Raw genomic sequence first — 20,135 nt, 5'->3', positions numbered from 1 at the left:
TCATTAGTCATTGGTCATTTGTCACTTGTACTGAGCGAGACGAAGTATTAGTCATTAGTATTAGACAAAGGATAAATGACTAAGGACGAAAGACAAATATGATTAAAATCCTCCATCTTTCCGACATCCACATGGGAAGCGGCTTTTCCCACGGACGAATTAATCCTACAACTGGGTTAAATACACGATTGGAGGATTTTGTCAATACTTTGTCTATATGTATTGACAGAGCGCTGACAGATGCTGTTGATATGGTGATATTTGGTGGTGATGCTTTCCCGGATGCGACACCCCCGCCTTATGTACAACAAGCTTTTGCCAGCCAATTTCGCCGTCTTATGGATGCCAATATTCCAACAGTATTGTTGGTAGGCAACCACGACCAACATTCTCAAGGACAAGGAGGAGCGAGTTTAAATATTTACCGCACTTTGGGAGTGCCAGGGTTTGTTGTGGGTGATACATTAACTACTCACTGCATCGAAACCCGCAATGGCAAAGTGCAGGTAATTACCCTCCCTTGGTTGACTCGTTCTACCCTGATGACTCGCCAAGAGACTGAAGGTTCGTCTTTGGCGGAAGTCAACGAACTGTTAACGGAACGTCTGCGAGTTGTTATGGAAGGGGAAATTCGCCGTCTTGACCCCGATGTGCCAACTGTCCTTTTGGCCCACTTGATGGCTGATAATGCTAGCTTGGGGGCAGAACGCTTTTTGGCAGTGGGTAAAGGCTTTACTCTACCCCTATCTTTGCTGACGCGACCTTGTTTTGATTATGTAGCGTTGGGACATGTCCACCGCCACCAGAACCTCAATAAATCCAACAACCCGCCGGTGATTTATCCGGGAAGTATTGAGCGGGTAGATTTTAGTGAAGAAAAAGAAGACAAAGGCTATGTAATGTTGGAACTGGAGCGGGGGAGAGTTGAATGGGAATTTTGTCCCTTAACAGTTCGCACTTTCCGCACCATTGAAGTGGATATCTCGAAAGCAGATGAGCCGCAAGCGGTGTTAATGAAAGCGATCGCTAAGTATGATATTCAAGATGCTGTAGTGCGGCTAATTTATAAACTCCGCTCCGAACAGATGGATTTAATTGACAGTTCCTCTCTACATACTGCTTTAAGTCCGGCTCATACCTACACCATTCAAGCAGAATTAGTGAGTCAATTAGCTCGTCCCCGCATTCCTGAATTGAGTGCAAGTAGCAGCATCGACCCAATGGAAGCCTTGAAAACTTACTTGAACAATCGCGAAGACCTCAAAGACATAGCAACATCAATGCTGGATGCTGCACAGAAGTTGCTAGCGGATGATGTGGAAATCTGGCTAGAAGCAGCAACTAGCGAGTAGGATAGATGCCAATTACATATTCATGTTTTAAGGGTAGCGATCGCATGATTATATTTTCTCATTGTAGGGGCGATCGCTCTTTCAATAATGAGAGAATATAATATAATCTCAGGGAAGTTCATAATGAAGCGAGAATTTAATGTAATTATTGAACAAGATGCAGACGGCTACTTTGTTGCTTCCGTCCCAAATCTTTCTGGTTGTCATACGCAAGCCAAAACTTTAGATGAGTTAATGGAGCGTATTAGAGAAGCGATTGAACTTTGTTTAGAATTTGAGGAAGAACAGCAAGATTCACTGGACTTCATTGGTATTCAGCGAGTCGCAGTTGAGATATGAGTCAATTCCCAAGCGTCACAGGAAGGGAAGTTATTGCAGCCCTTAGCAAAGTCGATTTTGAAGTGGCTAGAGTACGTGGTAGTCATCATATTATGATACACAGCGATGGGCGCAGGACAGTAGTTCCTGTACATTCAGGTGAAACAATTGGTCGTGGTTTACTGGCACAAATATTACGCGATTGCCAAATAACTCGTGAAGAATTTAGGGAATTGTTGTAAGTATTAATAGCTATTTGTGATCGGCAAATCAGGTAAAGGTGGGCATTACTCTGATTTTCTACAACACATTACCATATTTTGCTAGGCAATGCCAACTCTACCAGCGCTTGCCTGACTTTACAATATTTAGGATAGGGATTTTCTATATAAAATGAAAAGTCAACTACTAAATGGGGTTCTTCTACAAGGTGCTAGAACTCTTTGATGAATTTTCCCATATAGGCTAGGATAATCCATCAATTAAAGGAAAAACTTCAAACCCGCTTAATCGCGCTGTAACACGAAAGTCACCCAAATTTATATTTTTGGGCAGATTATTGAGGAGTTTGCTACTCTACTATCAACTATTGTTTTTCTTCTAGCTAGAGGAAATTTTTGACTTAGTAAAAAAAGTTATCGAGCCTTGAATAAGCTACTCTTTACAGGTAAATCTTTTCGTTTTATGGCTTTTGTCTTACCACTAATTATCTGGTGGGGATACAAAGAAGTACAAAACCAATTTGTACAGCCGCAAGCAGTTGTAGTGTTGGGTGGTTCAACTAGACGTTTAGAGCGAGAGAAGTTTACGGCCGAATTTGTCCGCCAGCATCCAAATATACCAATTTGGATTACTGGGGGTAGTCCACCTAGATTCACCCAACGAGTCTTTACCAAAGCTGGTGTTGATCCCAAGCGTTTACACCTGGATTATGAAGCCGTAGATACAGTTACTAATTTTACTACGTTAGTAGATGATTTGCAAGCTCGTGGTATCAAGAGCGTTTATTTGATTACTTCAGACTTCCACATGCGCCGAGCTTGTGTCATCGGCGAAATTATTTTGGGTAGTCGAGGTATTTATTTAAAACCAGTGCCAGTCCCTTCAGAAAAACCCCCTGAATCTATCGAAAAATCTATCCGCGATGGAGCCAGAGCCATACTTTGGATAGCAACTGGTTACACTGGTGTGGATGCAGCTAAAAATAAACGGTAAATCATCAGTGGGAATTTGATCGTCTTGATGTAACTCAAGATAGGTAAATTAAGAGCATTAATGCCAATAATCGTGATAATAACTAAGTAATAATAGACACATGAAACCACAGCGATCGCAAAACTAGCGCAACATTAACCCTCAAACAACACAATAGAAAAACCAATTAACTGTTTTTGCTCATTTGGTTGCTTAGTTAATACTTTGCGTCCATCAAAGTTTTGAGTGGTAACTTGCGTAAATGGAATTTATCTGTGTAGCTCAGGGAAAAAAACGCCCCAACTTATCTCACAATTTGATACCCTAGCTTAAACAGATTTGAATAAAAGTTAAAGCGTGGAAATTCAACTTGGGCGGGGAAAAACAGCTCGCAGAGCTTACGGAATAGATGAAATTGCTTTAGTTCCTGGTAATAGAACACTAGATCCTAGTTTGGCAGATACTAAGTGGCGTATTGGCAATATTGAGCGAGAAATCCCCATAATTGCTAGTGCTATGGATGGCGTAGTAGATGTTCGCATGGCTGTACGTTTGTCACAGTTGGGAGCATTAGGTGTCCTCAATTTAGAGGGGATTCACACTCGCTACGTTGACCCAGAGCCAATATTAGATCGGATTGCCTCTGTGGGGAAAGATGAATTTGTTGCCCTGATGCAAGAACTCTATGCCGAACCAATAAAGCCGGAATTAATTGAAAAACGTATTCAGGAAATTAAACAACAAGGTGGGATTGCGGCGGTAAGCGCAACTCCAGCCGGTGCAAGTAAATACGGTGAGGCGGTAGCAAAAGCTGGGGCCGATTTATTTTTTGTTCAAGCTACAGTAGTCTCTACTGCACATCTGTCACCAGAGTCTGTAATACCACTTGATTTAGCAGAATTTTGCCGTTCTATGCCCATCCCTGTGGTATTGGGCAATTGCGTGACTTATGACGTGACGTTGAATTTGTTGAAAGCTGGGGCGGCTGGCGTACTAGTGGGAATTGGCCCCGGTGCTGCTTGTACATCCCGTGGGGTGTTGGGTGTGGGTGTGCCACAGGCAACTGCGATCGCAGATTGTGCAGCAGCACGAGATGATTACTACAAGGAAACTGGTAACTATATTCCCATTATTGCTGATGGCGGTTTAATCACCGGTGGCGATATTTGTAAATGCATCGCCTGTGGTGCTGATGGTGTGATGATTGGTTCACCCTTTGCGAGAGCCGCAGAAGCCCCAGGACGGGGTTATCATTGGGGTATGGCAACTCCCAGCCCAGTTTTGCCTCGTGGTACCCGCATTCGCGTTGCCACCACTGGTAGCCTAGAGCAAATACTCATTGGCCCAGCCGGACTAGATGATGGCACTCACAATCTTTTAGGAGCCTTAAAGACGAGCATGGGCACTTTAGGAGCCAAAAATATTAAAGAAATGCAGCAAGTGGAAGTTGTAATTGCCCCTTCCCTATTAACCGAGGGTAAAGTTTACCAAAAAGCTCAACAATTAGGTATGGGGAAATAAGGAGGCAGGGGAGCAGGGGAGCATGGGGGCAGGGGGACAAGAAGTGAGAACTTGAAACAAGTCTTTCCCCTTGTCCCGAATTCTCCTTGTCCCCAAGTCCTCTTCCCAATTCCCAATCCCAAATTCTTCAATAAATTTTTCCAGCCCCCTAAACAATTGCTGGAAAAATTCGATATGTCGCCTACAATAGAGATAGCGGAGACGAATGTTTCCGTTCACTCCTCACACCACACTCCGCCCGGACTACTGTTCGGGCGGTTCCTTATGTTTGTAAATAAATTCTAGAGCTTCTTTGCAAATGTACATCCTTAGACTCCCAAGCTGAGGTTTTTGCTATGGTAGAATTTTCACCAAGTTCAGATATTATTGGCGAAGGTTTTAGGCATGTCAACAGCCGCACAAGTTACCGATTCTAGTTTCAAGCAAGAAGTACTCGACAGTGATGTACCAGTTTTAGTTGACTTTTGGGCACCCTGGTGCGGACCATGCCGTATGGTAGCTCCTGTTGTCGATGAAATCTCCGAACAGTACAAAGGTCAAATCAAGGTCGTCAAAGTCAACACGGATGAAAATCCTCAAGTTGCTAGTCAGTACGGCATCCGCAGTATTCCTACATTAATGATTTTTAAAGATGGACAAAAAGTAGATATGGTGGTAGGTGCTGTACCTAAAAGTACATTAGCTTCCACTTTAGAAAAGTATCTTTGAAACTCAATTGGTAACAAAATCCCTTTGAGTTATCAATGTTGTTCTAGCTTTAGGTTAATTTTTACAAACAAGTTTGAGAGGCGCGAATTTCTCGTTTTTCAAACTTGTTTACATTTGTATACAATCTAAGAATATTTTTAAGAGTTTTCTAGCTCAAAAATAATTCTCTAATTCCCGTACTACCAATTTCCACTGCTAGCGCCGCCAACAGAAAACCCAAAAGCTGAGTCACAATCACTCCACCTTCTGCACCAATCCACTGGTCAATAAGATTTGCTAAACGCAAAATCAACCAAGTAATAAACATTGCCCCTAAGATACCCACCGCCACAGCAATATGTGGACTTTGTGATTTCGACATCAGCAACATCACCGTTGTCAAAGTCCCCGACCCCGCTAGCAGTGGTAAAGCTAGTGGAGTAATTACGACATCGCGTCCTTCTTCAATAATTGGCTGATTCTAATTCTCCCCGCAGCATTTGCAAAGCAATTAACAGCAACAATACACCTCCTGCTACTCGCAAAGAGCCGATACTAATTTCCAAATAATTTAAAATTACTTGCCCAGCAAAAGCAAATAGCAAAAGAACTGCGATCGCAACGATAATTGCTTTATCTATAACTTTGTTTCTTTGGTCTGGCATCATGCCCTTGGTCAAAACTAAAACAATTGGTATATTGCCCACAGCATCTGCTAGGACAAACACAGCGATAAATGTTTGAACGAGAATAGAAATATCCACAGCAGGTAACTTTATATCAGGGTTCGATCATAAATTAATGCCAATCTTACTCAGTTTGCCAGAACCTAGAGGAAGATTAAAATCAGCAATAAAATAAGTCTGTTAAAGAAAATCTTAGCTGAAGTATTTCTAATTAAGTTCCATATATGTTGAAGTAGCGATATATTTTGATAATCTATCTTCCATAAATCAACTGTTCGTTGTTGAATCTATGAAGTCTTATTTAGCCGCCGCTATTCAATTGACAAGTGTGCCCGATCTACACAAAAATTTGGCTCAGGCAGAAGAATTAATAGAGCTTGCCGTGCGTCAAGGCGCTGAATTGGTTGGCTTGCCAGAAAACTTTTCCTATATGGGCGAAGAAAAAGATAAACTCGCGCAAGGCGATGCGATCGCTCTTGAAAGTGAAAAATTTCTCAAAAAAATGGCCCAACGCTTTCAAGTTACGATCTTGGGCGGCAGCTTTCCACTTCCTGTAGACAATACAGGCAAAGTTTATAACACCACTCTACTTATCGATCCAAGCGGTCAAGAACTTGCCCGCTACTACAAAGTACACCTATTCGATGTTGATGTCCCCGACGGCAACACCTATCGGGAATCCAGCACTGTTGTGGCTGGTACGCAATTACCCCCCGTCTATTTCTCAGAAAAACTCGGTAATTTAGGGCTTTCTATTTGTTATGATGTCCGGTTCCCTGAACTGTATCGTCATTTGGCAGAGAAGGGAGCCGATGTTATCTTTATTCCCGCCGCTTTTACCGCCTTTACTGGCAAAGATCACTGGCAAGTACTACTACAAGCCAGAGCCATCGAAAATACCGCCTACGTCATTGCTCCCGCCCAAACGGGGAATAACTACGGTCGTCGTCTAACCCACGGCCACGCCGTTATTATCGACCCTTGGGGTGTAATTTTAGCCGATGCTGGGGAAAAACCGGGAATTGCGATCGCAGAAATCAAGCCTACTAGGTTAGAACAAGTCCGCCGTCAAATGCCTTCTTTGCAACATCGGGTGTTTTAGGGATTGAGTGTGGAGAGTAGAGAGCAGGGGAAGCAGGGGAAGAAGCAACTATTGATTATTCCCCATTCTCCATGCCCCATTCCCAACCCTTTACAAATAAAATAAAAAACCGGGTAAATACCCGGTTTATGTCAATATTAAAATCCTCAATTTTTTAGGAGCATAGCAGTACTATGCACCTATTTATTGGTTGTCAGAATTAAACTTTAGCAGCAGCTTTGGTAACAACATTGAGTTCACCTTTAGCATACTTAGCAGCAAAATCTTCCAAAGAAATTTGCTTAATCTTGCTTGCATTGCCAGCTGTGCCAAATTGTTGATAGCGTTCAGCACAAACCTTCTGCATGTATGTAATAGAAGGCTTGAGGAAGTGACGGGGGTCAAACTCCTCTGGTTTTTTAGCCAAAGCTTCACGTACAGCAGCAGTGATTGCCAAACGGTTGTCGGTGTCGATGTTTACTTTACGTACACCACTCTTAATACCTTTTTGGATTTCTTCTACAGGTACACCGTAGGTTTCAGGAATTGCACCACCATACTGGTTAATCAGTGCAAGTAAATCTTCAGGTACAGAGGATGAACCGTGCATTACCAAGTGGGTGTTAGGCAGACGGCGGTGAATTTCTTCAATGCGGCTGATGGCCAAAATTTCACCAGTCGGCTTGCGGGTAAACTTGTAAGCACCGTGGCTTGTGCCAATGGCAACAGCCAATGCATCTACTTGGGTTGCTTCTACAAAGTCAACAGCTTCATCGGGGTCGGTTAGCAGTTGTGAGTGGTCGAGTGTACCTTCAAACCCGTGACCATCTTCAGCTTCACCAGCACCAGTTTCTAGAGAACCCAAACAACCGAGTTCACCTTCAACGCTGACACCCAAAGCATGAGCTACATTTACAACTTCGCGGGTAACATTGACGTTGTACTCGAAGCTAGCAGGAGTTTTAGCATCAGCTTCTAAAGAACCATCCATCATCACGCTGGTGAAGTTGTTCTTAATTGCTGAGTAGCAGGTAGCAGGAGCATTCCCATGATCTTGGTGCATGACAATGGGAATGTGAGGATAGGTTTCTACCGCTGCCAAAATCAGGTGGCGGAGGAAGTTTTCGCCAGCATAATTACGAGCGCCGCGTGAAGCTTGTAAAATTACGGGGCTATCTGTCTCTACAGCAGCCTTCAGGATTGCCTGAATCTGCTCCAAATTGTTAACGTTGAAAGCTGGGATGCCGTAACCGTTTTCAGCTGCGTGATCCAACAGCAGCCGCAGTGGTACAAGCGCCATAGATAGTCCTCCTAATGTGGTTGTCAGCTAGTCGGTCTGAGAGAAGCGTATTTATTACGCTAAATCTTAAGAGTTTTTTCAACTTATAGGAAATTATAACTAGTGTCGTGTATCTATGTTGAAAAAGTTTATGCCATCGTTACTATAACTATGTTCTATACTCCTGTACTATGAACCATCGTTGCTCTGTATCGCTGTAGATTTAGTTACCCTACAGCTAGTAGCTCTGGTAGCCTAGTATCCCAAATGGTCATCTCGAAGCGATCGCTTCAACTTAAACACACTAACTTCTGACAAATGCTATCAGGGTGTTTTTCCCTAACTATTGCATTTGGGATCAAACTATGCGTAGTTTACATAAATTAACATGAGTCTCCAAGGGACACTCACATTAAATATAGCGTAGCTTGCTTCCGCATTCGCGTAGCGTCCCGTAGAGAAGCTGTACTTCGACTACGGTTCCATCGAGCGAAGTCGAGATGCTCAGTACAAGTCTGTTTCCACCGCAGGTATCGCTATCATCAAAATTATTCACTAGACGATAACCGAATGTTCGTTTATTATAGAAATTATGAGGCACAAAGACGACAAAAAAAATCAAGCAATCTGTGATGCGGCAATCGAACTGATTACTGCAAATGGTTTTGCTGATACTTCGATGTCGAAAATTGCAAAAACCGCGAATGTTTCGCCCGCGACAATATATGTCTATTTTGAAAACAAGGAAAATCTTCTCAATAAAATATATTTATTCGTGAAGCAGGAAATGAGTGCAGAAATTTTGAAAGGTGTCAACCAGCACCTATCGGTGGAGAAAGCCTTTAAAATTGTCTGGAATAATTATTATCAATATGCAATTAAAAATCCGGTCAGATTTGCTTTTACGGAGCAATTTGCTAATTCCCCGATGGTTGACCGCATTTGCAAAGATGAAAGTTCGAGCTATTTCCAGCCAATGTTAGATTTGTTCAATCGCGGTAAAGAGGAGAAAGTTTTTAAGGATATTTCTCTGGAAATTTTTACCGCTTTTACCTTTGCACCTCTCACTGGATTGATAAAAGAGCATTTTAGTGGTGTTTTGATTTTGGATGAAAAAATGTTAGAAACCGCCTATAAAATTGCGTGGGATGCAGTAACGAATTAATTCTTTTTTTGAGAGTTAATTAAACGAACGTTCGATTAATTAAGCCGGAGTAAATAAAATGAAAAATGAAAAATGGAACGCGGAAAATATTCTGAGTCAAAAAGGAAGAGTAGCAATTGTAACGGGTTCGAGCAGTGGCATCGGTTATGAGACGGCGCGGGTTTTAGCTAATAAACAAGCGTCTGTAATCATTGCGGTTCGCAATTTGGACAAAGGAAACAAGGCATTGGCAAAAATTCTTCAACAGAATCAAGATGCCGATGTCAAAGTGATGGAACTTGATTTGGCGAATTTAGCATCAGTTAAAAATTTTGCTGAAAACTTTCAGAAAAATTATGTGCGTCTGGATTTGCTGATTAATAATGCGGGTGTAATGATTCCACCATATTCAAAAACTACGGACGGTTTTGAATTGCAGTTCGGCACTAATCATCTTGGACATTTTGCTTTGACAGGACAGCTTTTGGAACGTTTGATCGACACCGAAGGCTCACGAATTGTCAATGTTTCGAGCGGCGCACATAGTATAGGCAAAATAGATTTCGATGATTTGAATTGGGAAAAGAGAAGTTATGCCAAATGGAAAGCTTACGGCGACAGCAAACTTGCCAACATCTTTTTTACCTACGAACTCGACCGAAAACTAAAAGATAACGGTATCGACACACTTGTAACCGCCTCGCATCCGGGCTGGACAGCAACCGAATTGCAGAGAACTGCGGGTGGCGTTGTGAAATATCTCAACGGCATCCTTGCTCAAGACATCACGATGGGCGCATTACCAACTCTGCGGGCAGCAATCGAAGCAGGCTTAAAAGGCGCAGAATATTTCGGCCCCAATGGGTTTATGGAGATACGCGGCTATCCAATAAAAGTCGAATCAAACGAGTTATCCAAAGACCAAGCGATCGCTAAAAAACTATGGGAAGTATCAGAAAAACTCACCAATGTGAAATTTGAATTTAATAGAAAGCCCCAAAGCGCGGGCAAATGACCAAATTCACACATCTGCTAACAGATTTTATAATGGGCGATCGCACTTCCTTGGCTAAGATAGCGATCGCTTATCCGAAAATTTTTGTTCTCTAGAGCGATCGGATTCGCAAATAGGACTTATGCAAAACCAAACGTTGTAGGGGCAATTCATGTAGACGCAAAGCGGCTTCCCGCAGGGTATTGCCATAACTTAAAATTAGGGTTTCGGCTATTATTTGCGTTAGTCCTAACAAATTTCCTAATAATAAAACTCGCCTCTGCTTTTTATATCAAAAGCAAAGGCGAGTGTTACTTAAACCTTTATATGGGTCGCCCGGGATTCGAACCCGGAACTAATCGGTTAAAAGCCGAGTACTCTACCGTTGAGTTAGCGACCCTTTCGCTGCATTTCGCAACTTTGCAATCATAGCATATACATCTGTAGATTTGTAAAGGGGTTTAGAAAAAATTAGCCGTCAACCTTACAGATGCTGTGTGGCTAGCTCCTGGTGCTAACACAGTCAGGTTATCACCAGTATTGAGAGAGTTACGGGTGGCACTCCACGGTTCTAGACAGTAGAATTCTTTGCCCTTGACTGTCCAAAATACCAGCCAGGTAGAGAAATCATCATAATCCAAGGTGAGTTTTAACTTCCGGCTACGATCTATCGCAGTGGCTGATTTACTCGTTAGCTGTCCAAAGGCAAAATCAATTTCGTCACGGCTAAAGTCAAAATTGCCATCAAAAGAGTGAAATTCCTTAGTTTGATTGTCTTGATACTGCTTTGAAGGAATTTCAACATCTAGCTGAGTTTTATCACCACATAAAAAGTAGGGATGGAAACCAGCCGAAAAGGGCATTGGTGTGGATGATAAGTTTTTATACTGCTGGCGGACTTCTAGGGTATTACCTTGAAGTTCGTAGGTGAAAGCCAGTTGAAAATCAAAAGGATAAACTGCCTTAGTTTGCTCATTGCTATCAAGAACAACAGTGAGACTAGCTTTATCTCCAGTTTCCTGTTCTGTTGCTTTCCACGGCAATTCACGGGCAAAACCGTGTTGTTTGAGAGTATATTTTTGCCCGTTGTGGATGTAAGTATTATCTGGGAGATTGCCACAAATAGGAAACAAAATTGGGTTCCCACCTCTGACACTCAAATCAGGATGAGTAAAGCGTTCAGTGTCCAAGTAGAAAATTTCTTGTCCTTGAATGCGCCAACGGGTGATAATACCACCGCGTTCTGGTACTACTTCTAATTGAGAACTAGCGGCTTCATCAGAAAGAATGTACGTCTTGTACTGTTGCTGTTGAACTGCAATGCTAAACACAAATTTTAGTCCTGAGTAAGGTGTAGTACTGAGTACATAGTGCTGAATTCTGAGCAAAATAAAAAGTACTCAGCACTCAGCACTCATAACTCAGCACTGTTTATTCGTCTTCTGCAAACACGAAACGATATAACTCGCTGGGGTCTGGTTCGGGGCTGTTTTCGGCGAATTTAACTGCCTCGTCGATTACATCCTGAATTTTACGATCAATAGCTTTGATTTCTGCCTCATTCGCTAGATTTTGCTCCAGCAAATAAGCAGCCAGCTTCTTAATTGGGTCACGGGCAAACCAAAATTCTTTCTCAGCTTTGCTCCTCATTTCATCTGGGTCAGCCAAGGAGTGACCACGGAAGCGGTAGGTAAGCGCCTCAATTAATGTTGGGCCTTCACCTGCACGGGCACGGGCGACGGCTTCTTGAGCGACGGCTCGGACTGCTAGAACATCCATGCCATCTACTTCCACGCCCACCATGTTAAATGCACTAGCTTTTTTATAAATCTCTGGCTGGGAAGTTGCCCGTTCGTGAGACATCCCAATGGCCCACTTATTATTTTCGACTACAAAAAGAATTGGCAGTTTCCATAAGGCTGCCATATTTAGCGTCTCAAAAAACTGACCATTGTTAGCTGCACCGTCACCAAAAAAGCAAGCTGTCACTTGGTCAGCATTTTTATCTCCCAGCACTTCGCGGCGGTATTTGCTTTGAAAAGCTGCTCCAGCTGCTACAGGAATTCCCTCAGCCACAAAAGCATAGCCACCCAGCAAACGATGTTCGGCAGAAAACATGTGCATGGAACCACCGCGCCCTTTGCTGCAACCTGTGGCTTTGCCAAATAATTCTGCCATTACCTCTCTTGCTGGTACTCCCGCACTCAAAGCATGAACGTGGTCGCGGTAAGTACTACAAACGTAATCTTCACCCGGTCGCATTGACTGTACAACACCTGTACAAACAGCTTCTTGACCGTTGTACAAATGGACAAAACCAAACATTTTGCCCCTGTAGTACATTTCAGCGCACTTGTCTTCAAACAAGCGCCCTAAAACCATATCCTCATACAACCATAACCCTTCTTCTTTAGTAATTTGCGTAGTAGCAGGATTAAATGTGGGTAAAGTACGCTCTTGAACCATTATTTTTGAGTATCCCTGTTGTACAACTTAAAGTTACGGTCTTAAATAAGTTGGTCTGATAACACCTCGGCTTTTAACAGGCTAGCGTTTGTAAGACTCAACAATCAAACTTTATTTATGCACCAAAAAAGGGTCTTAGGGAATAGCTGAATTTTTAATTTTTGATTTTTAACTTTTCAGCCCATACCCTGTGAGGATTTGACTCTAACGACAATATATATCGCTTTGGGTTTTTCTCTCTCACCAAAACAGTGCTGAGTACCGTTAGCGGAAAGCTAAGGTTTAGCTCGTGCTGAGTAAAAAGTAAAATTAGACCGATTAGGCATCAAATCAGTTACGAGTAGCGAGTACTTAGAAAAAGATTCACAAGTACTACGTCTTACTCATTACTTCTTACTCAGAACTCAGCACTCCTGAATATTCCCCTTCATAGACTAGCAATCAACATAGACTGCTTTCTGCATATCCATTAACAATTTAGAAAAAATGAAGCAAAAGTCCATATACCCAAATAGGTAATTGTAATTAAAGGTTAATTATGATATTATTTTTGTTCTCCTGTTATCAGGGTCAATCCCCAATAGTAGTATTTTTGTTACTTCATACTGGGAAAGTCCCAAAAAAATCAATTATCAATAGATTCTTGCAACCACAACATTTATGCCGTGATTAAAAGCGGTAGTTGTGGTTTGTGGTATCGAAGGCTGATAATAGTCGTGTTAAACAAAAATACTAAGAATTAAGACAAACAATTGAGGCTTTCTAGGCGAAAGCAAAAAATTAGTACTAGAATGTGACTCAAAATTTCGGGAAGTTACAAAACGAGTTGTTGCAATATACACTTGTAGAGTAAATTCTATACGGCATTTTTATGGCACGGTTTTACAGGCCTGGAAAGCTCTAGGTGAATTATGTTGATCACGGTGCAGGGGAAGTAGGCTGTGCGAATTCCGCTAGATTACTACCGAATTTTAGGACTACCGTTAGCGGCAAGTGAAGAACAATTGCGACAGGCATACAGCGATCGCATTGTACAATTGCCGCGACGTGAGTATTCTCAGGCAGCAATTTCTTCTCGTAAACAACTCATAGAAGAAGCTTACGTGGTTTTATCAGATCCAAAACAACGCAGTACCTACGATCAGCTTTATCTTGCCCACGCCTATGACCCTGATAACCTTGCTGCTGCCGCAGTAGCACAGGAAAATCGTACAGAAAGCACCAAAAGGGGTAGTGATACCCAGAGTCTTGGTATCGAAATTACCCAAGACGAATTAGTTGGCGCTTTATTAATTTTGCAAGAGTTGGGGGAATACGAACTTGTACTGAAACTAGGTCGTCCGTACCTGGTAAATAAAAATAGTGCTACAAGTGCAAGAAAGAGCAATAATTTAGCAGACGAAGAAATTTATGAAAGTGCTGAACACCCAGATGTCGTTCTCACTGTTGCTCTTGCCTGCCTAGAATTAGGTCGGGAACAATGGCAGCAAGGTCACTACGAAAATGCCGCCATATCCCTAGAAACTGGTCAAGAACTGCTAGTACGGGAAGGTTTGTTCTCCAGCATTCAGGCAGAAATTCAGGCTGATCTTTACAAATTGCGGCCATATCGAATTTTGGAGTTGCTCGCATTACCCCAAGAAAAGACTGCCGAACGAAGCCAAGGCTTAGAATTATTGCAAAATCTCTTAGAAGATCGTGGCGGCATTGATGGCACGAATAATGATGACTCTGGTTTAAACATAGATGACTTTCTACGATTTATTCAGCAGTTACGCAACCACTTAACAGTCGCAGAACAGCACAAGTTATTTGAAGCCCAAAGCAAACGCAATTCTGCTGTTGCCACTTACTTAGCTGTTTATGCCTTGATAGCGCGAGGATTTGCTCAACGGCAACCTGCTTTAATTCGTCAAGCAAGACAAATGCTCGTGCGTCTGGGCAAGCGCCAAGATGTACATTTAGAACAGTCGCTATGTGCCTTACTTTTGGGGCAAACTGAAGAAGCAACTCGTGTTTTAGAGCTTAGTCAGGAGTACGAAGCTTTAGCTTTTATTCGAGAAAAATCTCAAGACTCTCCAGATTTGTTACCGGGGCTGTGTCTATATGCAGAGCAGTGGCTACAACACGAAGTCTTTCCCCATTTTCGAGATTTAGCAAACCAGCAAGCTTTTTTAAAAGATTATTTTGCTAACCAACAGGTACAAGCTTATTTAGAAGCACTGCCAACTGATGCCGAAACAACTAATGAATGGGCTGTAATTAACCCCCAGTATTTTCCCCAAGCCAAGGCAAAGAATCCTAATTTCCATAACAATTCAACTAAGACTTCAGCACAATTTAATCACAGCAAAATACCTAACCCCGATTTACCAGAAACACCAACAAAAGAAACACCCGAATATCCAAACTTCTCACCACCTATGTGGAGTTCATCGGGAAGTGTAAAATCAGACGTTCCTGCTGCTGAACGGATGAGCAGAGGCACTAATCAGCATTTGAACGGTTCTGCTAAAAGTGCTACACCAGTTCATAACCAAAAGCGTAGGCGGAGAAAACCCACTCCATCTGCTATCCGAGAGCGTGTACCAGATAATCGTCCTCATTCTCGTCGTCCCCGACGGAGGCGAACTTTTGCGAACACCATAGAAGGGAAAACACGGCTGGTATGGAGAGTGTTTATTTCTTTGGTGAGCATATTAGTTTTTTGGGTATTAGCCACAACAACTTTTGGATGGTTAAAAAATCTGTTTTTTTCTCAACCTTCTCCGCCTGATCTACAGTTGTTTGTACAAATAAACCAACCACCGGTAACTATTCCCGATCCAAATAGACAGCCAGAATCAGAAGAAGGACTTTTAACAAGTGCAGAGGCAGAAAAAGTTATTTACACTTGGTTATCTACCAAAGCCGCAGCTTTAGGGCCAAATCATGAAATTAATAATTTAGAGCAAATTTTAACTGGTTCAGCTTTATCTCAATGGCGGTTGATTGCTCAACAGAATAGGTTAGACAATCGCTACCGCAAGTTCGACCATAGTTTGAAGATAGAATCGGCTGAGAAAATTGGTTTATTTGCAGATCGTGCCGCAGTAGAAGCTACGGTCAATGAAGTGACGCAGTTATATGAAAATGGTCAGTTTAAAAACTCTTCTAATGATAAATTGAGAGTTCGGTATGATTTGATTCGAGAACGAGGTAAATGGCGTATTCAGAGTACATCTGTTGTGAATCAATTCACCAGATAATTTGGAATTTTTCGGCAATTATCTGTACCAAGCTGTATCATTCAACTTAATTAGGAAATATTTTTCTCATAGTTATCACTGAGATAATCCTATAGGAATCCGATTTGATTTATGAAAAAAATTAGGTATTTTAGGGTGTGTTAGACGGAACGTCGGAACGCACGAAACTATTATAAAATGTGAGTCCGACGGCTCATTTTCTAACCGCCTAATTACCTTAAATATTGAAACCTCTCCCTGATTTTACTACGCAGAACCGTCTCTCTCCGAGTCGAAAAGGGACAGATTTGAACGGAAGTTCAAGGCAGGAAGAAGTTTATCGAAACTTATGTTTATAAATGGTGCGTTACGCTGTCGCTAACACATTCTAGGTATATTTTCAAACATCAAAGAGTAAACCTAAATAAAATACTTAGTAGTAAAAATGTCTAATATTGAGTATCGCCTCCCCATGATCTGGAATCCAGGCTAGCCACTCATCTGCTGAAACCGGACATAATAAAAGTGCTTCGTCAAAACTAAAGGGGTTAGGAAGTTGCAAAAGTTTTACCCAATTTAAATCCTCCAGATTCTGCCTTCTTGGTTGCACAGCAAAATCTGGTCTACGAGAATCTAGTTTCATAGCTTTCTATTAGCCTTCAAAAGTGGGCTAATCTAAAATTATTTCTGTAACCTAGACTACAAAATAAATAATCTTTGTGAAAAGCATCTGTCGTATAACTTTACGTTGGCTGTGTGGAACTGTTTGCTTATATTGCAGACCACACAGGTGTGGCACGACAGGTTGTAGACTGGGCATTAGATTCGCATTCCCAACTAGCTTATGTCATTTACTTCTATGCCCTCGCTGCGTGAGCAACAACATCCCCTAATTCGTCAGCTAGCTGATTGTATTGAGGCAGCTTGGCATCAGCACCTGGATCTATCGCCCTACCATTTGCCTGATGAGTTGGGGTATGTGGAAGGTAGACTAGAAGGCGAAAAACTGACGATTGAAAATCGGTGCTATCAAACGCCCCAGTTTCGGAAGATGCACTTGGAACTGGCAAAAATCGGAAATATGCTGGATATTTTGCACTGCGTTATGTTTCCCCGTCCAGAATACAACCTGCCGATGTTTGGTTGCGATTTAGTTGGGGGTAGAGGTCAAATTAGTGCAGCGATCGCAGACCTTTCCCCTATCCAATTAGAGCGCACCTTACCAGAATCTTATACTACTGCACTGGCACAGCTACCAGTGCTTAACTTTTCCCAACCCCGTGAATTACCAGAATGGGGAAATATTTTTTCGGATTTTTGCATCTTTGTGCGCCCCAGTTCCCCAGAAGAAGAAGCAATGTTTCTGTCGCGTGTGCGAGAATTTTTAGACATTCATTGTATGCAAGCGATCGCCTCACATCCTGTTTCAGTCGAACAAGTCACACAAAACCTTGCCGGACAACACAACTACTGCACCAAACAGCAGCAAAACGATAAAACTCGCCGCGTACTAGAAAAAGCTTTTGGTCCAGTTTGGGCAGAAAATTATATGACCACAGTTTTATTCGACCTTCCAACTTAATCATTCCCCCATCTCCCCATCTGTAGGCTCTGTTACGTTTTCGCGTAACAGATAAATGTAGAATTCATTCAACGAGAGTTTAATGGAGTCCCAAAACGCCAACAGGGAGAGTAGTCAGGTCTTTGAAGCAAATATCACAAAATGGTTGGTTGTCTTGGCAGGTGCAAGCAACTAGAGACAGCTAACTCATTGACCAGAAAGTTAAGGAAACTCTGATGTTAGGAATGCTCAAGTTGATAGATATTTTTTAGTTAGTTAATCATTCATTCACTTAAGGAAGACTAACTTTTGTAGCAAGATTGTATCCAAACAAGGCAACAGTCTACTTTTGTCAATTTTGTGACAACTGTAGCCGTAGTTGATGTAGCAGTACAGTATCGCATCATACCATTTTGGGATTTTGTGTAGAGACATGATATATCGCGTCTCTATATTTAGATTTGATTCTGCTAATTTCCATTACACTCATGTCTCAATAATACTCAGAGTTATTGAATAGCCAGCTACTATAGCGCTTCTCGTTTCAATACAGACCTAACCCCAAGTAAGCAAGCTTCCATTCTTCTCTCCTAAAAGGCAAGAAGAATGGAAGTGAGGTCAATGTATTGCATACATAGACGCATAGCGGCTACCCCTAGCAATACTGCTTCGTTAAAGGGAAAAGGAGTGGAAGGCTCGATATATAAAGTCCCTTTCCCCCAAAGCCCGACAAGTATTGCTCAAGCGTAGACGCATTAGCGAAGCGGTAGCGACGTTCGCGTAGCGTCTCGCAGAGAAGGAGCGTCAGCGTCTTGTCGTCAGACATCGCTATTAGAAAACACCATTTTGCAAAACCATAGTGTTGAGCGTTCATCACGCAATGGATTTTAAGCCATACCCAGCTTTAAAGCACTGTTGTTTGTCCTAAGCAGCTGGCTGTTGATTAAAAACCCTTTTATTTTTACTTCCATCAGCACAATTCAGGTAAACGGGCAACATACTATGTCAAGGGTGACTGAAAAGCCAAAGCCAAGTGAGCAGGCACTTAATCAAGAACAACCTAAGATTTGGTGGGGTATCGCTGTAGCTGTGCCAATAGTAATCGCGGCTGGGATACTAGGTACAGCTAAAATCGAGCAGCTGAGAAAACTCACTACATCCGTACCCGTAATGCCATCTACCAATAGCATTAGTGCTGTAGGGCGTTTGGAACCGCGAGGCGAGGTTGTTAAATTGTCCGCCCCATCATCAGGATTATCGCCATCGTCAAGAATTCAGCAACTTCTGGTGAGAGAGGGCGAACAGGTAAAGCAAGGCCAAATTTTGGCAATTTTGGACAACCGCGATACCCAAATAGCCGGACTAGAAGAGGCGAAAGCCAAAGTGCAAGAAGCCCGTGCGAATTTAGCGCAAGTTAGGGCTGGATCTCCAAGAGATATTCAAGCTCAAAGAGCAGTTGTTGCTCGCCTACAAGCGCAGTTTGTTGGGGAAAGGGATGCTCAACAAGCAACGATCGCCCGGATTGCGGCTCAATTAAGTGGGGATAAACTTGTTCAGCAAGCAACTGTGAATCGTTTAGAAGCTGAACTCAGTGGGCAAAGAGAAGCTCTCAGAGCAACGCTTACACGTATCCGAGCCGAACAGCGCAATGCCCAAGTCGATGCCGGACGCTATGATTTTTTATACCGAGAAGGTGCGATTTCTCAGCAAGAGCGCGATCGCAGACGCTTGAGTGCAGTAACTTCTAATCAACAGGTGGCCGAAAGCCAAGCTACCCTAAAGCAGACGTTAGCAACCATACGACAGCAACTTGCCGAGGCTAGAGCTAACCAAATACAAAATTTAGCAACATTGCAACAGCAGCTAATCGAAGCGAAAGTTAATCGTGACAAAACTTTAGCAACTTTGCAAAGACAAATTGAGGAAGAAAAGGCCAAACTAAGCAGAATTTTAGATGTTAGTCCTACCGATGTGCAAGTAGCGCAAGCTCAAGTTAGTAATGCGATCGCAAATGTCAGAAAAGCCGAAGCACAACTAAGGTTAAGCTACGTTCAAGCACCAATTGCTGGAGAGATTTTAAAAGTTTATACCAAATCAGGTGAAGCCATAGGTGCAAATGGTATTGCTGAAATTGGCCAAACTAGCCAAATGTATGTGATTGCTGAAGTAGCCGAAGACAGCATTGGTAAAGTGCAAATTGGCCAAAACGCCACTATAAGTAGCGATAATGGAGCATTTAGCGGCGAATTGAAGGGAACTGTCACTGAAATTGGCAGAAAAATTGGTAAAAAGGACGTGCTAAATACAGATCCAGCAGCAGATGTGGATGCCAGAGTTGTAGAAGTTAAAATTGCTTTGCCTCCAGAAGATAGCCAAAAAGTTTCTGGTTTAACTTACGCTAAAGTGGTTGTTGAAATTAATAACTAGTTAAGTTATGGATGAGCAGTAATCCCAATTTCTGATTTGATACTTTGAATTGGAGATGTTCTTAGCTAGGGTGTTTTATCAACTTTAAACATTCTATAAACAATGCCTAATAAATTACAGCAGTTTGTAATTAAGTGAGGTAAATAGCCTAAACTTCAAAGCCAGGTATTAAAACTTGCTACATCTGGTTTCTGACTA

Annotated in this window: 17 protein-coding genes, 1 tRNA gene and 1 pseudogene; 12 read left to right on the top strand and 7 right to left on the bottom strand. The window is 42.3% G+C overall.

What is annotated here, in order from left to right:
• Positions 1-98 precede the first annotated feature (98 nt).
• From sbcD to trxA, 6 genes are all read left to right on the top strand, one after another.
• Complete coding sequence (sbcD, locus tag ACFFRD_RS10060; RefSeq protein ID WP_392481341.1) at positions 99-1,352, top strand: exonuclease subunit SbcD; 1,254 nt, start codon at positions 99-101, stop codon at positions 1,350-1,352.
• Positions 1,353-1,475: 123 nt separating this feature from the next.
• Complete coding sequence (locus tag ACFFRD_RS10055; RefSeq protein ID WP_392481340.1) at positions 1,476-1,691, top strand: type II toxin-antitoxin system HicB family antitoxin; 216 nt, start codon at positions 1,476-1,478, stop codon at positions 1,689-1,691.
• Entirely contained in the window at positions 1,688-1,912 is a 225-nt protein-coding gene (locus ACFFRD_RS10050; protein ID WP_392481339.1) for a type II toxin-antitoxin system HicA family toxin, read from the top strand. Before ACFFRD_RS10055 ends, ACFFRD_RS10050 begins: the two co-directional genes overlap by 4 nt.
• A gap of 442 nt (positions 1,913-2,354) precedes the next feature.
• Positions 2,355-2,885, top strand: a complete 531-nt coding sequence (locus ACFFRD_RS10045; protein ID WP_012411838.1) for a YdcF family protein — start codon at positions 2,355-2,357, stop codon at positions 2,883-2,885.
• A gap of 336 nt (positions 2,886-3,221) precedes the next feature.
• A complete protein-coding gene (locus tag ACFFRD_RS10040; protein WP_114083444.1) occupies positions 3,222-4,385 on the top strand; it encodes a GuaB3 family IMP dehydrogenase-related protein in 1,164 nt (387 codons plus the stop codon).
• Positions 4,386-4,769: 384 nt separating this feature from the next.
• Entirely contained in the window at positions 4,770-5,093 is a 324-nt protein-coding gene (gene trxA, locus ACFFRD_RS10035) for a thioredoxin (protein ID WP_012411836.1), read from the top strand.
• Positions 5,094-5,241: 148 nt separating this feature from the next.
• Here trxA and ACFFRD_RS10030 read toward each other — a convergent pair.
• Positions 5,242-5,836, bottom strand: a pseudogene (locus ACFFRD_RS10030) (MarC family protein).
• Positions 5,837-6,047: 211 nt separating this feature from the next.
• On the opposite strand from ACFFRD_RS10030, the gene ACFFRD_RS10025 reads away from it, so the two are divergent.
• Positions 6,048-6,860: a carbon-nitrogen hydrolase family protein gene (locus tag ACFFRD_RS10025; protein ID WP_114080368.1), complete on the top strand. Its 813-nt coding sequence runs from the start codon at positions 6,048-6,050 to the stop codon at positions 6,858-6,860.
• Positions 6,861-7,059: 199 nt separating this feature from the next.
• Here the strand turns inward: ACFFRD_RS10025 and fba are convergent, their stop codons facing one another.
• Positions 7,060-8,139 (bottom strand): class II fructose-bisphosphate aldolase, encoded by a 1,080-nt coding sequence (gene fba / locus ACFFRD_RS10020; protein WP_100898838.1) that lies wholly within the window; start codon positions 8,137-8,139, stop codon positions 7,060-7,062.
• Positions 8,140-8,530: 391 nt separating this feature from the next.
• Positions 8,531-8,719, bottom strand: a complete 189-nt coding sequence (locus ACFFRD_RS10015) for a hypothetical protein (RefSeq protein WP_392481338.1) — start codon at positions 8,717-8,719, stop codon at positions 8,531-8,533.
• On the opposite strand from ACFFRD_RS10015, the gene ACFFRD_RS10010 reads away from it, so the two are divergent.
• A complete protein-coding gene (locus ACFFRD_RS10010) occupies positions 8,711-9,283 on the top strand; it encodes a TetR/AcrR family transcriptional regulator (RefSeq protein ID WP_114080369.1) in 573 nt (190 codons plus the stop codon). The genes ACFFRD_RS10015 and ACFFRD_RS10010 overlap by 9 nt on opposite strands.
• A gap of 58 nt (positions 9,284-9,341) precedes the next feature.
• The gene (locus ACFFRD_RS10005; protein ID WP_392481337.1) at positions 9,342-10,277 is read left to right on the top strand and encodes an SDR family NAD(P)-dependent oxidoreductase; all 936 of its coding nucleotides are present in this window, start codon (positions 9,342-9,344) and stop codon (positions 10,275-10,277) included.
• A 307-nt stretch (positions 10,278-10,584) separates the two neighbouring features.
• Here the strand turns inward: ACFFRD_RS10005 and ACFFRD_RS10000 are convergent.
• The 3 genes from ACFFRD_RS10000 to pdhA all read right to left on the bottom strand — a co-directional run bounded on the left by ACFFRD_RS10000 (position 10,585) and on the right by pdhA (position 12,722).
• Positions 10,585-10,656 (bottom strand) — tRNA-Lys (locus ACFFRD_RS10000).
• Between the two features lie 61 nt (positions 10,657-10,717).
• Positions 10,718-11,587: an aldose epimerase gene (locus ACFFRD_RS09995; RefSeq protein WP_392481336.1), complete on the bottom strand. Its 870-nt coding sequence runs from the start codon at positions 11,585-11,587 to the stop codon at positions 10,718-10,720.
• A 100-nt stretch (positions 11,588-11,687) separates the two neighbouring features.
• On the bottom strand, positions 11,688-12,722 hold the full coding sequence (gene pdhA, locus ACFFRD_RS09990) for a pyruvate dehydrogenase (acetyl-transferring) E1 component subunit alpha (protein ID WP_114080372.1): 1,035 nt from the start codon (positions 12,720-12,722) through the stop codon (positions 11,688-11,690).
• Between the two features lie 941 nt (positions 12,723-13,663).
• Between pdhA and ACFFRD_RS09985 the strand changes: the two genes are divergently transcribed.
• Entirely contained in the window at positions 13,664-15,970 is a 2,307-nt protein-coding gene (locus ACFFRD_RS09985; protein WP_392481335.1) for an IMS domain-containing protein, read from the top strand.
• A 412-nt stretch (positions 15,971-16,382) separates the two neighbouring features.
• On the opposite strand, the gene ACFFRD_RS09980 is transcribed toward ACFFRD_RS09985, so the two are convergent.
• Positions 16,383-16,592, bottom strand: coding sequence for a hypothetical protein (locus ACFFRD_RS09980; protein WP_392481334.1), 210 nt, complete (start codon positions 16,590-16,592; stop codon positions 16,383-16,385).
• A 201-nt stretch (positions 16,593-16,793) separates the two neighbouring features.
• Here ACFFRD_RS09980 and ACFFRD_RS09975 point away from each other — a divergent pair, with 201 nt between their 5' ends.
• Both ACFFRD_RS09975 and ACFFRD_RS09970 read left to right on the top strand, forming a co-directional pair.
• Positions 16,794-17,531: a phycocyanobilin:ferredoxin oxidoreductase gene (locus tag ACFFRD_RS09975; protein ID WP_392481333.1), complete on the top strand. Its 738-nt coding sequence runs from the start codon at positions 16,794-16,796 to the stop codon at positions 17,529-17,531.
• A 981-nt stretch (positions 17,532-18,512) separates the two neighbouring features.
• Positions 18,513-19,937 carry an HlyD family efflux transporter periplasmic adaptor subunit gene (locus tag ACFFRD_RS09970; RefSeq protein WP_163934252.1) on the top strand — a complete coding sequence of 475 codons (1,425 nt, stop codon included), beginning with the start codon at positions 18,513-18,515 and terminating at the stop codon, positions 19,935-19,937.
• Positions 19,938-20,135 lie beyond the last annotated feature (198 nt).

This window comes from Nostoc sp. C110 (assembly GCF_043099725.1).
Classification (GTDB): Bacteria; Cyanobacteriota; Cyanobacteriia; order Cyanobacteriales; family Nostocaceae; genus Nostoc; species Nostoc muscorum_A.
Note: the sequence above shows the minus strand (reverse complement) of the source record. Positions and strands in the feature narration are given on the sequence as shown.